Source organism: Flavobacterium sp. AC274 (genome assembly GCF_979258275.1).
Genome location: NZ_OZ409852.1, coordinates 3187057 through 3205092, shown reverse-complemented (window position 1 = coordinate 3205092; position 18036 = coordinate 3187057). Strand labels below are relative to the sequence as shown.

Annotated in this window: 14 protein-coding genes; 13 read left to right on the top strand and 1 reads right to left on the bottom strand. The window is 32.7% G+C overall.

What is annotated here, in order from left to right:
* Positions 1 to 104: 104 nt before the first annotated feature.
* Entirely contained in the window at positions 105 to 1256 is a 1152-nt protein-coding gene (locus ACZZZT_RS14300) for a FecR family protein (RefSeq protein WP_463460880.1), read from the bottom strand.
* A gap of 279 nt (positions 1257 to 1535) precedes the next feature.
* On the opposite strand from ACZZZT_RS14300, the gene ACZZZT_RS14295 reads away from it, so the two are divergent.
* The 13 genes from ACZZZT_RS14295 to ACZZZT_RS14235 all read left to right on the top strand — a co-directional run bounded on the left by ACZZZT_RS14295 (position 1536) and on the right by ACZZZT_RS14235 (position 18019).
* Positions 1536 to 2138 (top strand): RNA polymerase sigma factor, encoded by a 603-nt coding sequence (locus ACZZZT_RS14295; protein WP_463460879.1) that lies wholly within the window; start codon positions 1536 to 1538, stop codon positions 2136 to 2138.
* A 919-nt stretch (positions 2139 to 3057) separates the two neighbouring features.
* Positions 3058 to 3753, top strand: a complete 696-nt coding sequence (locus tag ACZZZT_RS14290) for an ABC transporter ATP-binding protein (RefSeq protein WP_463460878.1) — start codon at positions 3058 to 3060, stop codon at positions 3751 to 3753.
* A gap of 26 nt (positions 3754 to 3779) precedes the next feature.
* Positions 3780 to 6071, top strand: a complete 2292-nt coding sequence (locus ACZZZT_RS14285) for a TonB-dependent siderophore receptor (protein WP_463460877.1) — start codon at positions 3780 to 3782, stop codon at positions 6069 to 6071.
* A gap of 8 nt (positions 6072 to 6079) precedes the next feature.
* Positions 6080 to 6562 (top strand): hypothetical protein, encoded by a 483-nt coding sequence (locus tag ACZZZT_RS14280; RefSeq protein ID WP_463460876.1) that lies wholly within the window; start codon positions 6080 to 6082, stop codon positions 6560 to 6562.
* On the top strand, positions 6496 to 7515 hold the full coding sequence (locus ACZZZT_RS14275) for an ABC transporter permease (protein ID WP_463462437.1): 1020 nt from the start codon (positions 6496 to 6498) through the stop codon (positions 7513 to 7515). The genes ACZZZT_RS14280 and ACZZZT_RS14275 overlap by 67 nt, the downstream gene beginning before the upstream one ends.
* Before the next feature lies 1 nt (position 7516).
* Positions 7517 to 8863 (top strand): DUF3526 domain-containing protein, encoded by a 1347-nt coding sequence (locus ACZZZT_RS14270; RefSeq protein WP_463460875.1) that lies wholly within the window; start codon positions 7517 to 7519, stop codon positions 8861 to 8863.
* A gap of 247 nt (positions 8864 to 9110) precedes the next feature.
* Positions 9111 to 9752: a hypothetical protein gene (locus ACZZZT_RS14265; protein WP_463460874.1), complete on the top strand. Its 642-nt coding sequence runs from the start codon at positions 9111 to 9113 to the stop codon at positions 9750 to 9752.
* A gap of 418 nt (positions 9753 to 10170) precedes the next feature.
* The gene (locus ACZZZT_RS14260; RefSeq protein WP_463460873.1) at positions 10171 to 10647 is read left to right on the top strand and encodes a sigma factor; all 477 of its coding nucleotides are present in this window, start codon (positions 10171 to 10173) and stop codon (positions 10645 to 10647) included.
* A 189-nt stretch (positions 10648 to 10836) separates the two neighbouring features.
* Positions 10837 to 11940, top strand: a complete 1104-nt coding sequence (locus ACZZZT_RS14255; protein ID WP_463460872.1) for a FecR family protein — start codon at positions 10837 to 10839, stop codon at positions 11938 to 11940.
* Positions 11941 to 11982: 42 nt separating this feature from the next.
* The gene (locus ACZZZT_RS14250; protein ID WP_463460871.1) at positions 11983 to 15309 is read left to right on the top strand and encodes a SusC/RagA family TonB-linked outer membrane protein; all 3327 of its coding nucleotides are present in this window, start codon (positions 11983 to 11985) and stop codon (positions 15307 to 15309) included.
* Between the two features lie 4 nt (positions 15310 to 15313).
* Entirely contained in the window at positions 15314 to 15553 is a 240-nt protein-coding gene (locus ACZZZT_RS14245; RefSeq protein WP_463460870.1) for a hypothetical protein, read from the top strand.
* 38 nt (positions 15554 to 15591) lie between these two features.
* On the top strand, positions 15592 to 16791 hold the full coding sequence (locus ACZZZT_RS14240) for a RagB/SusD family nutrient uptake outer membrane protein (protein ID WP_463460869.1): 1200 nt from the start codon (positions 15592 to 15594) through the stop codon (positions 16789 to 16791).
* Positions 16778 to 18019, top strand: a complete 1242-nt coding sequence (locus ACZZZT_RS14235) for a hypothetical protein (RefSeq protein WP_463460868.1) — start codon at positions 16778 to 16780, stop codon at positions 18017 to 18019. The genes ACZZZT_RS14240 and ACZZZT_RS14235 overlap by 14 nt, the downstream gene beginning before the upstream one ends.
* Positions 18020 to 18036 lie beyond the last annotated feature (17 nt).

Here is an 18036-nt window from a genome sequence, read left to right as displayed (position 1 = left end):
TTAATTTTAGATTGTTGATTTTAGATTTTAGATTCTGTATTAATTCTATTTTCTATTTTCTATTCTCTTGCTTCTTGCTTCTTGCTTCTTTCCTCTTAACCAAACTACCTAATCACAATCTCATCTTCATCAATCTTATAATCAATAGCATAACTGTCGCTGAAATATTTTAAAACCACTTCTATAGGTTCATTATCAAAACGGGCGTTAAAAATTTCTTTTCCTAAAGCTTTATTTCTGTTGATGAAAGTTACATTGTAATGACGTTCAAGTTTTTTAATGATCGACGCAAAAGATTCATTTTTAAATACTAAACTGCCTTTTACCCAAGCCGTATAATAATCTGTATTTACTTCTGCCTTTGTAATTGTCGATTGTCCTTTTACATTCGTTCCTTTTAATCCCGGAGTTAAATAAACCTGATTTTCGTTTGTTTTTTGACCTTTATAAAGCGAAACTTTACCTTCAACCAACACAATATCGGTGCTTGTATCTTCTGTATACGAATTCACGTTGAATTTAGTTCCCAAAACTTCCACATCAACTTCCTGAGTATTAACCGTAAACGGATGCGCTTTATCTTTGGCAACTTCAAAATAAGCTTCTCCGGTTAGAAAAACTTGTCGGCTTTTATTTTTGATAAACTGAACCGGATATCGCAACGATGTTCCTGAGTTCAAATGCACAATGGTTCCGTCTGATAATTGAACTTCAAACTTTTTACCGTACGGAATCTTCAAAGTATTATAAACCAATTCTCCGCTCGATAAGGTATTTGTATAAACCAATTTGCTTTTGCTTTGTTTTCCTATTATGTTTCCAAATTTATCGGTAACATTTCTCTCTTCAGACGGATCAATCGTTTGTTCTGATTCGTTACCAAATTGTAAAACAATATCATCTTCTCTCGGAACCACAACATTATCTTTATGATGAAATAAAGTCGAATTTGTATAGAAATAAAAACTACCCAAAACCAATATCAATATCGCTGCATATTTATAATAAGAGGAGAATCTTCTTTTATAGAAAACATTTTTCTCACTTTGAATTCTTTCGGATAATTGTTTTTTCACTTCCGTTGAATCAAAAGTGTACATGACCTTATCAACGGCATAATTTGTTTTTACAAACTCTTTAAATGTGATTTTGTTCTCGTCCTTTTCAAGCCACTTTGTTAACTTTTCAATTTCTTTTTGATCGGCCTGATTGGTGATGTATTTTACAATTAATCGTTCTGACTTTTTCACTGTCATTTTAGTTATTTTTAATATTATTACGAAGCCAAAAAACAAAACCCTAACAATTTGATAAAGTTTTTTTCATTTTGATGAATTTTATGTTTTTCACAAGTCTTTTCTCTCAATAAAACTATACTAATTCAATAGAAATAATAAGGTAAATGATTTATCTTTGCTTTTTTGCTCCTTTTTATTTGTAATAAAATTCAAGTAAAAAATGGTAAAACACCGATTCTGAGCGAAATTAAGCTACTAAATGAATCCTAAAACCCATTAATTTATATATTTGTTTCTATGAAAAATGATGATTATAACGATAACAACGTACTAATTGACGCTCTGAAAAACGGAGATGAAAAAGCGTATGCTTATTTAATCGATACTTATCATCATAAACTTTGCGTTTATGCAAACAGTCTGGTAAAAAACATTTACAGCGCCGAAGATATCGTACAAAATGTTTTTATTAAAGTTTGGGAACAGCGCACCAGATTAAAATCAGATCATGCCCTTAAAAGTTTTCTTTATAAATTGGTTTACAATGAATTTATTGATTTGTACAGAAAAAACCAATCGTTGTTTTCTCTGGAAAAATCGTATTATGATGCTTTAAATTCTATTGTTTTTGAAGATGATTCAGAATCATTTCAGCGTGTTTTAAATGTTGTAAACAAAGAAATTCAAAACTTGCCGCCAAAATGCAAAGAGGTTTTTATTTTGAGCAAAAAAGAAGGTTTAACCAATATAGAGATTGCCGAACATCTTGACGTCTCTGTAAAAACAGTCGAAGCTCAAATCACGAAAGCCTTCTCTATTTTGCGTACTTCTCTTGAAGAAAAAGTAAAAAATGTGCTGTTTTTATTATTCGGAAAAAAGAAAAAACTGGGATTAAATTAAAGTACAGCATTTTTGTCCCGAATGCACAAATTTCCACTAATTTAATCTTTGTAAAAAAATATTCTGCCACGAATTTCACGAATTATCACGAATTATCACGAATTAATTAGTGTAAATTCGTGAAATTCGTGGCAAACAAAAATCATTTTAATCATTCAATCTGTGGCAAAAACTACCAAATCAATTCGTGCAAATTAGTACAATTCGTGGCAAACCAAAAAAAATAAAAAACTAGTTCTAATTTATTTCTATATTTGCAACCAAGTTGCGTTATTTACCACAAAAATATTTTCCAAAATCAAGAATGAAGAAAAAGAAATTTTTAATAATTAATCTTTTAATGTCGTTGACAGTATTGTTCGCCATGCTGTTTCAAACGATACATTCTTATGAGCATGTTTATAAGCAATTAACAGAGAAACCGTGCGATCATAAATACAGCGCTCATAAAAATCAAATTACACACAGTCATAGTGTAGAAAATAATTGTCCTGTTTGTCATTTTACATTTAGTACTTTTATTTCAAATTCATTTCATACTTTTTCATTTCACAAACAAGAGGTTTCAACTTTAACTGTATTTTTCTACAGTAAAAAAACTTCAACATTTTTTAAGGGCAGTCTCTTTGCTTTACGAGCGCCTCCTACTCTATTTTAGTTTACTTAACGAAATTTATTTAGAATGAACTTTTGCCTTATTTAAAAGCAAAGAGTATCACTATTTCATTTTTTTGATGAATTCTATTTTGGCGAATAGAACAAAATCTCAAAATGTGTTTTCTCTCTTGAAGAAAACTGCTTAATTCGTTAGTAAACAACACCTCCACTTTTATATAATACACTGATTAATAAGCTTTAATAAAGTTTATTGATTCGATAATCTTATTATTAAAATTAAATCCCAAACAAATATAAAACCATGCTTACAGCAGAAAATCTGACTAAAAAATACGGCGATAATATTGCCTTAAACAGCTTGAATTTAACAATTAACAAAGGAGAAATTTTTGCTCTTTTGGGACAAAATGGTGCCGGAAAAACGACAACAATAAACCTTTTTCTTGGATTTATAAAACCAACGCAGGGAGAAATTAAAATCAATGATATTTCGGTTGTAACCGATGCTGAAAAAACAAAAAAAGATGTGGCTTACATTCCCGAAACTGTAATGTTATATCCCAATCTTACTGGTTTAGAAAACCTTAAATTCTTTTCTTCCCTTGCCGGATTTAACTATTCTGTCGGAGAACTGACTTATTTTCTAGCAAAAGCCGGTTTGCAAACCAAAGCTCACGATCAAAATCTTGGAGGATATTCTAAAGGAATGCGACAAAAAGTGGGAATTGCGATTGCGATTGCCAAAAAAGCAAAAGTGCTTTTATTAGACGAACCTACAAGTGGTTTAGATCCAAAAGCTTCAAATGAATTCTCTCAAATCCTCAAAGAACTTTCTGCAGACGGAACGGCGATTTTAATGGCAACGCACGATATTTTCAGAGCGCGAGAAGTCGCAACACATATCGGAATTATGAAACAGGGAAATCTGGTAACGGTTATTGAAGCTGAAAAAATTTCGGCCAATGAACTGGAAGATTTGTATTTACAAACGGTTTAAAAGGAAAGATTTCCATCAACATAAAAATGAAACAGCTATTTTCCTTTATATTTTTAATAATTGGGACACATTACGTACAATCTCAAACCAATAAAATTAATGATAGTATTGCTAAAGATTCCATCAAAACAGAAGCACTCAACGAATTGCAAACCGTAGAAATTGTAGGCCGGTCTACCAAAAAATACAACAGCGATTATTCTTTTGCAGCGACAAAAACAGCGGCATTAAACAAAGATATTCCGCAATCTATTTCGACTGTCACCAAAGAATTAATTGCCGATAAAGCTGCTTTTTATCTCGCCGATGCCGTAAAAATGACAAGTGGTGTAATTCCGTCAAGTTATTACAATCAATACACCATTCGCGGAATCAGCCAGAATGAAGAAGGTCAGATCATCAACGGAATGCGAACGCGCCAATATTATTTTCTTCAGCCTTTGACCACAAATATTGAACGTGTTGAAGTAATAAAAGGTCCGTCGAGTGCGACATTTTCTTCTGTAGATCCGGGCGGAAGTATTAATTTGGTTACCAAAAAACCTTTGGCGACAGACCGAAAAGAAGTAACTTTAAGTGTCGGAAGTTTCAGTACTTTTCGGGGAACATTAGATTTTACGGGACCTTTAAACGAATCAAAAACACTTTTATATCGCGTAAATGCAGCGTATCAGGAAGCCAAATCGTTTCGTGATTTAGTGGGCAATAAATCGTTTTTGGTTTCTCCATCGTTCAGTTATATTCCCAATGAAAAAACGGCTATTAACGCCGAATTAATCTTAAGCGATATGACTGGAATTCTGGATCGTGGTCAGCCAATTTTTGGTGCTGTTGCCGGAGTTACCAATTTAAATAAAACACCAATTAGTTTGAATTTGGGTGCGCCAAGTGATTTTTTTAAGTCGAAAGAACTTATTATGATGACCAATTTTGCGCATAAATTCACTTCAAAAATTGGTTTTAATGCCCAATATATGAAACAATCCTGGACAGAAGATCTTCAGGAACACAGAACAACAAATGCTTTTGCGGTCGATATGAACAATCAGCCCGTAACCAGTTTGGCGATGATGCAATTTGTTCAGCGCGAGCAATATTGGAACGTAGACAATTTAAGTACTTATTTTAATTTCGACCTAAAAACCGGAAGTCTAAAACATAAATTACTGGCGGGTTACGATTTAAGCAGTTGGAACAAAACCAAAGGCGGCGGACAAAATGCAGCAAGAGGATATTTATTAAACGACGGAACTGTTGCCAGCACTTTTGTTCCTGCAAACGCTTCAAACTACCAAACCATAACGGTTGACGGTGTTGTATTGCCAAAACCAAATGTAAATTTTTTCAACTTAAATAATCCGGTATACACCGTTCGAAGCCCCGAAGATTATACTTTGAATGTGAGAACAGCCCTTCCATCGGCATTAACGACAACCAATGCCATTTATATTCAGGATATGATTCAGTGGGAAAGATTTACTTTTTTGTTGGGTTTGAGAAACGAGTGGTTTGAAGACATTACAAATTATGAAACCAACAACGAACTAAAAGTAAAAAAACAAGCTTTACTGCCTCGTGTTGGTGTTACTTATGCTGTAAATAAAGCTATTAACGTATATACAACTTATCTGGAAGGCTATCAGCCACAATCGAACACGGTTACTTTAATGCCGCAAACAGGTACTTTACCAGCCGGAAGTTTATTTGATCCGCTTGAAAGTAATTTGAAAGAAGCAGGTTTAAAAGCAACCTTTTTGGACAACACAATAAGTTTTAATGCAGCAGTTTACGAAATCAATCAGCGTAATATTTTGATGAATGCCAATGATCCTGCAAATCCTGATTTATTGGTAACAAGAGGTGCCGAAAGAAGCCGTGGTTTTGAGTGCGATTTGGCGGGATATATCACGCGCGATTGGCAAATCAACGCTTCATACAGTTACATCGATGCCAAAATTGTAAATGATCGTGATGCTTCGTTAATTGGCGCAAGAAAACAAAATACACCAAAAAACAGCGCCAATTTATGGACACGCTACAATTTTAACTCTGATTCTGTTTTAAATGATTTTGGAATTGGTTTGGGAATGCAGTATCAAAGCAGCAAAATTCCTTGGTTTACAAGAGATTTTACCCTTCCTGATTTTACCGTTTTTGATGCCGCTTTATATTACAAACCCACTAACAGTAATATGCAAATTGCCATTAATGCGGGCAATATTTTCAATAAAACCTATTGGCTGGGTGCACAAAATTATCTGCGTTTATTTCCTGGTGCGCCACGAAATGCAACGCTTACTTTAACTTATAAATTTTAATAAAAGCCATGTCTTTACACGTAGAAATTTTAATTGCAAAACATTTAAAAAATTCAGCTTTTAAGAATTCGGCTGTTTTTATAATTACTTTTTTTATTGGTATTTTACTCGCTTACGCCGTTTTTTCAGGCTGGGAAAATTATACCAATCAAAACGAAACCAGCGCAAAATATCAGCACGAATCCCGCGAAGACTGGTTGAAAAATCCGGATAAAAACCCGCACCGAATGGCACATTACGGCAATTTTGCTTTCCGAAAAAGTACTTCACTAAGTGTTTTTGAATTTGGAATGGAACCGTTTTTTGGAAATGCCATTTTCCTGGAAGCTCACAAACAAAATACAGCCAATTTTTCTGAAGCCGGATTCTCTAACAGTATGTTACGTTTTGGCGAAATTAGCATTGCCATGATTTTGCAAATTTTATTGCCTTTGCTGATTTTTTCTTCGGATTTAATTCGGTCGCCGCCGAAAGAGAAAACGGAACTTTAAAACTGCTTTTAAGTCAGGGAATTAACTGGAAACAGCTTTTGTTAGGTAAAACTCTCGGCATTGCTGCTGTAATTATGATATTGTTTATCCCAACAATTATCGTTTTGGTTTTCATTTGGTTAGTGCTTCAAAACTTCACCATTTCATTTGATGAAACGATTAAGATGATTCTGTTTATTGTATTTCATTTTTTGTATTTAATATTCTTTTGCGTCATCGCGGTTCTGATTTCTGCTTTAAGCAAAACCTCAAAAAAAGCTTTGATTTCCCTTATCGGAATCTGGCTGCTTTTTACGATTATTTTACCAAGAGTTACACAGGCAATTGGCGCTTATATTTTTGAAGCTCCTTCCAAAATAGAATTTAACAGCAATATCGAAAAAGATATTCTGAAACAAGGAGACAGCCACAATCCGAATGATTTGCATTACAAGGCAATCAAAGATTCATTGCTTGCGGTTTACAAAGTCGATTCGGTTCAAAAATTGCCTTTTAATTATTCCGGTTTTATCATGACCGAGGGCGAAAAAATAAGCGCCAAAATTTACAACAGACATTTGGATACTTTACTTCATGTTTACCAAAAACAAAACAGTTTTTCCAGAGCCATGTCATTTTTAAATCCGTATATCGCGATGAAAAACCTCTCTATGGCCTTGTCAAATACCGATTATGATTCGTATATCGATTTCCAGAAACAAGCCGAAACCTATCGCTATAATATGGCTCAAAAAATGAATGCTTTACAAATTAAATATATCAGTAATGATAAAAGTAAACCGGCTTTAATTGGCAAAGATCATTGGGCAGAAGTAAAGGAATTTCATTATGAACCAAAAGGAATCCGGGCAATTTTAAAAAATGAAATCACTTCGGTCATTTCTCTTTTTCTGTGGATTAGTTTACTGTTTATTTTCATCAAAATAGCCTCAAAAAATCTTAAAGCCATTTAATATGTTAGCATTACTATTTAAAAATTTCATTCGATCGAAAGGAACAAAAATTGGATTATTGTTTCTATTTCTTATCGGATTTATAAGCCTTTTAATTGGAAAACAATTTCAGGAAAAACAAACTAAAAATATCGCCGAAGCTGCTGAATATCAAAAAGAACATATTGCGCGAAATGCAGCTTTTCATAAAGACGAAATTGGGCTTCTGCTCTATTATGTCAAGTTTTCGCTAGTCAATAAAACTTTCCCGATAAACAGTTTGGCAATTGGACAGCGAGACGTAAACCCGTCGATTCAAAGTGTTACGATTCGTGGTTTAGAAGGGCAGAAATATGATTCGGAATTAAATAATCCGAGTAATCTTTTATTAGGAAATATTGATTTTAGTTTTGTTTTGGTTTATCTTTTTCCACTTTTAATAATCGCTTTTACCTATAATATTGTTTCTGAAGAAAAAGAAAGCGGAACCTGGAAAATTGTAGCAACACAAACTGATAATACATTTTTATACATCATTAAACTATTCTATATTAGAATTTTAAGTTTAATTGCATTACTAACAATTGTAACTTTGATTGCCATTTTTATACTGAATATTCCATTTAACAAATCACTTTTTACATTTTACACAATCAGTATTTTGTATCTTCTTTTTTGGTTTTCGGTTTGCTTTTTTATTGTTTCATTGCAAAAGAATTCAAATTTTAATGCGGTTATTTTGTTAACAATTTGGCTGTTTCTGATTATTATTTTACCGGCAACAATCAATACTTATATTGTAAATAAATATCCGGTTCCCGAAGCTTTGGAACTTACATTGAAACAGCGAAATGCCTATCATGAAAAATGGGATATGGATAAGCAAACAACGCTTGATAAATTCTACAAGCATTATCCTCAATTTAAAAGTTATCCTTTGCCGGATAAGGAATTTAGCTGGCTTTGGTATTATGCCATGCAGCAAATGGGTGACGACGAATCGGCAATTCAGTCAAAAGAATTAGAAACCAAGCTGACACAAAGAAATCAGGCAAGCCAGACAATTGCACAATTTATTCCGACTTTGCACACACAGATTCAGTTGAATGAAATTGCAAAATCTGATTTGGGAAATCAACTTTTGTTTATGCAAAAAACAAAAGACTTTCATGAAAAAATGCGATTGTATTTTTATCCGAAGATATTTGATAATGCTCCGGTAGAAAAAGAAAACTGGTCTAAATTTAAGGTTGAAACTTTTAGTGATAAATCAGAAATAAGTTTTACGAAGTCTTTTGTTCCTTTACTCCTTTTCAATTTATTGCTGATTGGTTTTGGATGGCGAAATTTTAAGCGTAACGTTTTTTAACCGCAAAGTACGCTAAGCTTTATGGTGAGTTTTACCACAGAGATTCACAAAGGTTTCCACAGAGATTCGCAAAGATTGTACAAAGCTTTGATAATTTATTTCGCGCAAAGTCGCAAAGCCGCAAAGTTTATTTTCTTTGCGGCTTTGCGACTTTGCGCGATTAATAGAACAGCTTTTAATAAAACCTTGCGCTCTTTGCGATAAAAAAACTTTGCGTACTTTGCGGTAAAATACACCCCAACGATAAATGAAAAAAATAATCTTAGTAAGCTTACTTGTTATTGCGGTTTTCTACATTCTTAAACAATTCGTTTACAAACCTTATGCATGGAAAAAAGCAATTAATAGTCCGGAACATAAACTACAATTGGGCAGTTTTATTTTTAGCAAAAAAAGAGGCTCAAACGGAAGCCAAAGCATGCAGAACTATTATTTTGCTTTTAAAGTAATTGAAATAAACGGCGATTTGGTAAGACTTTCGGTAATCAGAAAATTATCTGATAAAAATAACCTTTTGCAATCTGATTTTTCGACTACAAAAGAAGCTTATAAAAACTTAAAACAAAACATTCAAAATCTCACGATTACCGGAATACTAACAGAAGATTTATACAAAATTGATGGCGCAACATATACCATAAACGACTATTTAATAAGCAAATATCCAGATCTAAAAAAGTCGAGATATTATTATCAGGATATTCCGGCGACTAAAAAAAATACCACTGTACCAACAAATCCGGACGATCTGATTACGTATTATGATTTAGTTTATTCGAAGGAAGAAATCATTAAAAACGGCAGACTTTCTCCGTATACAATGACAAATAGAACAAAAGGCGAAATTGATACAGGATTATCTCAAGATATCGATTTGATAATTAACTAATGATTTTATTCACCATATAAGTATATAAGTTCATATAAACTTTGCGCAGATTAAAACTAAACTTTAATTAAGACCATATAATACTCTCTTTATAGGTTAAATATTTTTTCATGATATAAGTTCATAAACTTTTACAGTTTTTTAACCATACAAGTTTGTATAAGTTTAAGTTTGTGATTAATATTTGATGACCTATATTAAGCTTTAAATTATCCCAAAGTTTATATGAACTTATATAACTTATATGGTGGGAATTTTTTTTTACGCTTATTCTGAATAATTTTTCTGTAAATATTCTTTATTTGAATTTTATTTAGAATTAGTATAAATAATATTTTATATTTGCCGGATTCTGAGCAAAACGAGTAGTTTTTAAAAATTACTTATATTGCTTTTCCAAAAACAGAAATCCGTTTCGATGATTGATAATAACAGTTTTGAACTTAATCTTTTTGAATCTTTTAAAAAAGGAGATCAGGCTGCATTTACTTATTTCTACGACAAATATTTCCGCCGGATTCAGGCTTTTAGCGTTCAGTTTGTTTATGATAAAGATGAAGCAGAAAATCTGGCTCAGGAAGCTTTGCTTTATTTATGGCAAAACAGGGAAAGTGTTGATTCTATAAACGGAATTCAATCTTTTCTATACACTTACGCCAAATCAAAATGCTTAAATATCATAAGGCACAACAAAGTTAAAGATCGGTTTAAGAATGATGTATTAAATGTAAAAGAAAATGAACTTAATATCGAAATTCTGAATTCGATAAGTTTTGACACTTTAGAATTAACCGAATTAGAACGCATTATTCACGAATCGATCAACGAACTTCCAACTAAAACCCGAGAAGTTTTTATAAAAAAACGATTCGAGAACAAAAAAATGCAGAAATAGCAGAAGAAATGCAAGTGACTTTAAAAGCTGTAGAAGCCCATATGACAAAGGCTTTGAAGATTTTAAAAACAAAATTATCTGATTATTTATTTTTACTTTTTATTCTTATTTGTAATAATTAAAAATAAAAGGTAGGGTTTTTTATTTCTGAAGTGTACTTACTAAAACCAAAAGATTAAAAACCAAAAAATGATATCGGAAATAATCTATAAATATTTATCGAACGAAGCTTCAGAACAGGAAATTCAAACTCTTTTTGAATGGATCGATGCTTCGGAAGAAAATAAAAAACAGTTTATAAATTTAAAAAAGACCTGGGCAATAACTTCGTTGTCTGAAGATTTTTCGAGTGAAGCTATTCCTGTAATTTCAATCAAAAAGAAAAACAAACTAACAACCTACTTAAAATTTGCTGCCGTATTTTTAGTCCTCTTCGGATTAGCAAAACTAGCTTTTAATTATAGTCAAAAAACAGCATCTTCAAAAGAAATTGTGTTAGAACTCGCAGACGGAAGTTCAGAGTTAATTACTTCAAATAACCAATCGAAAGTAGTAAATGACAAAGGAGATTTGATTGCCAAAAAATTTCCAAATCAAATTATTTACTTCGGAAAAGTTCAGGACCAGGAAGTGGTGTATAATACACTTAAGGTTCCGTACGGAAAAAGATTTAAACTACAGCTTTCAGACGGAACGGTTATTAGTTTAAATTCGGGAACTACTTTAAAATATCCGGAGCAATTTGGTGTAAACGGAAAAAGAAATGTTTATCTGACCGGTGAAGCTTTTTTTGAAGTGGTCAAAGACAAAACGCATCCTTTTATTGTGCACGCCAACAAAGTCGAAGTTGAAGTTTTGGGAACAAAATTTAACGTAAGCGCTTATCCTGAAAGCCCAACAGTAAATAGCACTTTGGTCGAAGGAAGTATTCAAATGGCAGAAGCCGAAAACAAATCAAATGCTGTTTTATTGGTGCCAAACCAAATGGCGACATGGCAAAACAATTCGAAAAAAATCACCACCAAATTCGTAGATACAAGTATTTATTCGGCCTGGACAAAAGGCGATATTGCTTTTAAAGATACCCCATTTTCAACTATTGCAAAAATTATAGAGCGCACTTATGATGTAAAAATCATCAACGAAAATTCTGATTTGGCCAGACAGAATTTTACCGGTTCTATAAAAATTAGTGAGTCGAGCGTCGAGAATATTTTAGAATTGCTAAAACGCGACACTCCATTTAATTACGCAATAAAAGAAAATACTATTACTATTACCAATATTCCATAATTAACTAAAAACATGACATTTACGATACCCAATTTAAGGAAAATGCTATTTTTCCTAGCCCTGTTCATATCTGGTTTTAAAGGTTTTTCCCAGAATAAAACGATTACTTTACATGAAAAAGAGCAGCCTTTAACTGTAATTATTAAAGCTATCGAAGAGCAAAGTAATTTCAGAATCATTTATAATGCCCGTAAAATCGACGCCGATCAAAAAGCGTCTATTGATGTAGATAATGCAACTTTAGAAACTGTTTTGACGCAATTGTTTAAAGGAAAAAATATTTCGTTTTACGTTCAGAACAAGCAGGTTTTACTAACTAGCTCCACTCCTGTTTCAACAGATAATTCTTCGCAGGAAACAGAAAGATTCATTACCGGAACCGTTTATAGTGCCAAAGACAAACTGCCTCTTCCAGGTGCCACAATTCGCATAAAAGGAACTGGAATGGGTGCTGTAACCGATTTTAATGGAAAATTTGCTTATCAGCTAAAAGGAAATAACATCAATAATCTTGTTCTGGAAGTTGCTTTTTTAGGAATGATTCCACAATCTCAAAAGGCAGAAAACAAGAAAGATTTTGCGTTTTATCTTGAAGAATCTGTAGACGAATTAAATCCCGTTGTGATTACGTCATCTTACGGAACTACAAAACTGAAGGAAGAAATTGTGGGGAGTATTTCCACAATTACAGCTAAAGATATTCCGGTGCAGCAAGCCTCAGAAAGCGTTGATAAAATGCTGGAAGGACAAATTGCGGGAGTTTTAATTGAAAACACTTCTGGAGTTGGTGGTCCTGTAAAAATAAATATTCGTGGACAGGGAAGTTTGAAATCGTTAAGTAATTCCATTTTAGGTACATCTACTCAACCTTTAATTATAGTTGATGGTGTAATTATGAGTGAACAAACTGGAATTGACAGCCAATATTTTGACGGAGGAAGACTCGCAGAAGGATTGTCAAATCCATTGGCAATGATTTCGCCTGATAATATCGAAAATTTCACTGTTTTAAAAGATGCCGCAGCTGTTGGTATTTATGGTGCCGATGGTGCAAATGGTGTAATTTTGATTACAACCAAAAAAGGAAAATTAGGAAAAGCTAAATTTGGTTTCTCCAATCAGCTTGGTGTTTCTTCTGCAATAAATCAAATTAAATATTTAAACGGAGAACAATATACAGAAGTAAGAAATCAATATTTAAAAAATACAACTTCCGGTTATGTTCCAGTTGCTTACAATGGTGTTGATACAGATTGGTTTGGTTTATTAAACAGATCTGGCATTTATAATAAGTATAATTTTAATGTTTCAGGAGCCACTTCAAAATTCTCTTACCGAACCAATATTTCTTATTTAAATATTGATGAACCACAAGTAGGAAATACTACAAAACAGCTTAATGGAGGGATAAACTTAGGTTATCGTGCATCAAAATGGGATATTAATTTATCGCTTAATCCTAGTTATATTAAAAAAGATGCTCCAAACATCTATTATGATTTTGCTTATTTGCCCACTATATCTCCATACAATGCTGATGGAACTTATGCCAATTTAGGTGTATCCGGTGGTAATACAGGAGGAAATCCATTGGCAGCAATTGAGCAAAACAAAAATGAGACTGAATCACGTGGACTTTTAGGAAGTTTGAATGTAGCTTATGAGCTAAATAAAAACATAAAATTCTCTACTTTATTTGGAATGGATTATGTTGATAAAGTTCAGGATCGCTGGTTCTCTGGCGAAAACGAAAGCGGGCAAAATAACGGATCTTTTATTTTAAATGGCACTACTTATCCAAACTGGGGAAGACGACTTTTTAATAACCGAAATTCAACCAAATGGAACTGGCAGGGACAAATGCTATATAATAAACAAATCAATCCAAATCATGGTATTGATGGCGTAATAGGCTTTGAGCTTTCTGAAGAAAAAACCAATTTTGATTATGCATCGGCTTCCGGTTTTTCAAATCCAAATGTAATTAACAGAGTTGAAGACGCCATTCAGGATGATGACACCACAACTCCGTTAGTTGATGAAAGAACGACCAGACAAGTTAGAGGATCTGATTTTAGTAATAATTCAAGAGTTTCTTTATTTACACAAATCAATTATAATTATAAAAAGAAATATTACGCTTTAGTCAATTTTAGACGTGACGAAAGTTCTGTTTTTGGAGATGATACCAACGTTGCTTACAACAGCGGCGCAGGTTTGGCCTGGATTACAAGCAACGAGGATTTTTTAAAATCAAGTTCATGGATAGATTTATTAAAACTTAAAATTAGTTATGGCTCAACAGGAAATTCGAGAATAGGTTCTTATCGCTCAAAAGGACTTTATACGCTTTCGCAAAATGGATATAACGGATATCTTGAAGCTAATCCAAGTGCAGCACCAAACGGAAATCTAAGCTGGGAAAAAAACCTAAAATTTAATACAGGAATTGATTTTAATGTATTTAATACTGTTGAATTATCATTAGAATATTATTATGATGACTTACAAGATTTGATTACAAGTAGAAATATCCCAACTGAAACAGGATATGGAACGGTACAATTAAATGCTTCAAGCATGTATAATAAAGGTTTCGAATTTTCAACGCGAATAAAATGGTTTCAAAAAGGTAAATTTAAGTGGACATCAGCATTTAATATATCAACTGTAGACAATAAAGTAACCGAGTTAGTTGGTTTAGGAAGCAACTATTCTATCGCAAACCTTGCACTTGCACAAAAAACAGGTTACAGTACCACTACAATTTGGGGTGTAAACTGGGTAGGAATTGATCCTGCAACGGGCAGAGATCTTATTAAAAAAGATGGACAGCTGTATGATTCTACGACTTATGCAAGAACATTTAGCGAGGCTGACTGGGTGCCAATTGGAGATTTACAGCCAAAAGCTTTTGGTGGTTTCAGCAATTCTTTTTCATTAAACAATCAAATTACTTTATCAATTAATGGTGCTTTCCAGTGGGGTGGAGATAAATTGGTTTCAGAAGAAATAGTAGCAAAATACAGAACTTCGTCAAACAGAAATATGTCTGTCAACGCTTATGATTATTGGAAAAACCAAGGAGATATAGTTTCACAGCCTTCTCCTGGAGATAATACCATAATTTCTAACATGAGTAAATATGTTTATGATGCTTCGTACATTAAAATAAGCAATATTAACCTGAGCTATAATGTTCCTTTAAAAAACACTTTTCTTGATACATTAACTCTTTTTGCAGATGTTTCTAATGTGCTTTACTGGTACAAAGAAAAAAGTCCTTCCGGGATGAATGGCATTAGAGAATTTAATTACACTTATCCACAAGCCAGAACTATTTCGTGTGGAATTAATACTAAATTTTAAAAAGATGAAATACTTCAAAAATATAAAGAGGTTTAAGTTTCTTATGCTTTTGGCAGCAATTTGTTTGCTGCAAAGCTGTAGTGATTTTTTAGAACAGGAACCTGGAACTCAAATTTCAATTACTGAGCAATTAAAAACGAAACAAGGTGTTTTACAGGCTTTAAATGGTATATACGGCGATCTTGAAACGGATGTTAGAGGGGAACGTTTTGCTGTTTATGCAGATTTGCAGGGGGAAACTTAAAATTTAGTCCATCATTAACAAATGGTTCTCAAGGACAATTGACTATTCCGACTAACATTAAAAATCTGTATTCTTTTGGAGATATTGCTGATGAGTCTAACTTCTCAATTTTTTATGGCGATAGTTATGATATTATCAATCAGGCCAATTTAATTTTAGAATTTACAGATGCTTTAACAGACGCCACTGAAGCTGAAAAAAACCAGATAAAAGCCGAAGCTTTAACAGCAAGAGCATATGTGCACTTTTTATTGAGTGAAATATACAGTCAAAATTATGGTTATACTGATGACGCATCACATTTGGGAATTGTGTATAATACAAAATCTATTACCGAAGGAATTCAATATCCTTCGAGAGAAACCGCTGCAAACACTTATTCCTTAATCATTAAGGATATAACAACAGCTTTAAATCTTTATTCTGACAGTTCACTTTTGCAAGGTCCGGTTTATTCCTTTTTTAATACTAAAAATACAAAAGCACTTTTGGCAAGAGTTTATTTGTCTAAAAAAGACTGGAAAAATGCTTATGAAACTGCAAATGATGTAATTGTAAATTCTGGCGTAAGCTTAATGAATTCTGCTGATTATATTGCGCAATGGGAACAACCCGATCTTCCTGTTTCAGAAGTTTTATTAGAATTTTCGATTCCAAAAGGTTCAGACGGAACAGCCAGTGGATCATTATCTTCCTATTTTGGTTATACCAGCGATGCCAGTTACTCCAATTATGTCGCATCGCAAGACTTATTAAGTTTGTATGAAACAACAGATATTAGAAAACAATTGTTTTTAGAAAAGCCATTATCAACATTGGTCAACAATCAACAAATCAAACAAAATTATTATTTTACTAAAAAATTTCAGGGAAATCCGGGATACGTTGCTTTTAGATTGAGCGAACAATATTTAATTCGTGCCGAAGCAGCATTGGAACTAAATAATACTGATCAGGCAAAAAAAGATATTAATACCATAAGAACCCGGGCAAATGCAAGTGAATTAACAGATACTGAAGATTTGAAAGAGGCATTGTTTCTTGAGCGAAGAAAAGAATTGTGTTTTGAAGGTCATCTGTTTTTTGATATTGCCAGAAATAAAAAAGATATTTCCCGTAATGATGGCTGTATATCTCTTAGTTGCGGTTTAACCTATCCGTCGCCAAAATTTGTATTGCCAATACCACGAAGCACTATTATTGTTAACCCAAACTTAAAACAAAATGAATCATATTAAAATTATAGCTGTAAGTATCGTTTTAACGTTATTTGCTTCATGTTCAAAAGATGATTACAAATTAGATTCTAAAAACATAGATCCCTTTATCAGGTTTAATTTCCAGACTACAAGCACTGGTATTCCGTTAGAATATCCAGCAATAAATACTTCATTATTGCCTGCCAGTACATACGATAATAAATCTGTGAAAACTTTAAAAATACCAGTAACACTAACCTCTACAAATTTAAAAAATGCTGTAGAAGCTTCTTTTAGTGTAACAACAACCGGAAGTGAAGATGATTTTACTTTAAATCCTGTTGATAAATTATTATTTGAAGGAACAAAACTTACTGATACCATTTTTCTTTCTTTTGATAAAAGATGGCAGCCAAATCAAAGTATTACACTAAAACTTAAAGAAACTTCAGATCCGGCAATTCACATTGGTAATTTGAATACATCTGCGGTAAATGACGTATTTACAGTAAATTTGGGAGAAATAAGCACGACTTATACTTTTCCTGTAAACCGAATTAATATTAAAGGAGTTGCCGGAGAAACAGTAGATTTTAAAATCAATTTCCCAAATGGATTCTTACCATCTGAGATTGAAAATCTTGATATATTTACATTTCTTAATGGTTTTGAATATTCTTTAACACACGATGATTTTGGGGATGACAGAAGCTCAATTACGTATCATTTAACGCTTTTAGAAGATATTCAAAATGATGATGTTCGTTATGTAACTGATATTACTTTAAACAATACAACAAATTACACCGCTACCGGAAATACTATTCTACAAATTATAAAACCAATTAAATCACCAAGAGATGTTCAGGCCAATCCGGCATCTAAATTTTATGATTTATCAAATCAGTTTTACCTGACTTACGGCGAGCATTGGTTTGATAAAAGCGGTACATGTGCATGGCAGACTTTTAATGCCTTTACGTTTCCTTTAGTAGTAACAAAAGACAACGAAAATGCTATTTTATATAGTGATAAGGGTACAACCAATACCGCTGATGATGTTTATCATGACGCTTTTATAATTGGATTTAATGTTGTAACCGGAACAAACACAACAAATTCATTTGGGTTAAAAAGATTTTTTCTAACGAAAGTACAGCAGCGCAATATTCTCCCGGATTTAATATTACTTCGGCTCTTGAATTTTTTCCAACAAATGGAAACAGCAAAACCGATGGAAAAGTACTTGTTATTCCGCAATATATAACGATTGGAACTACTAAA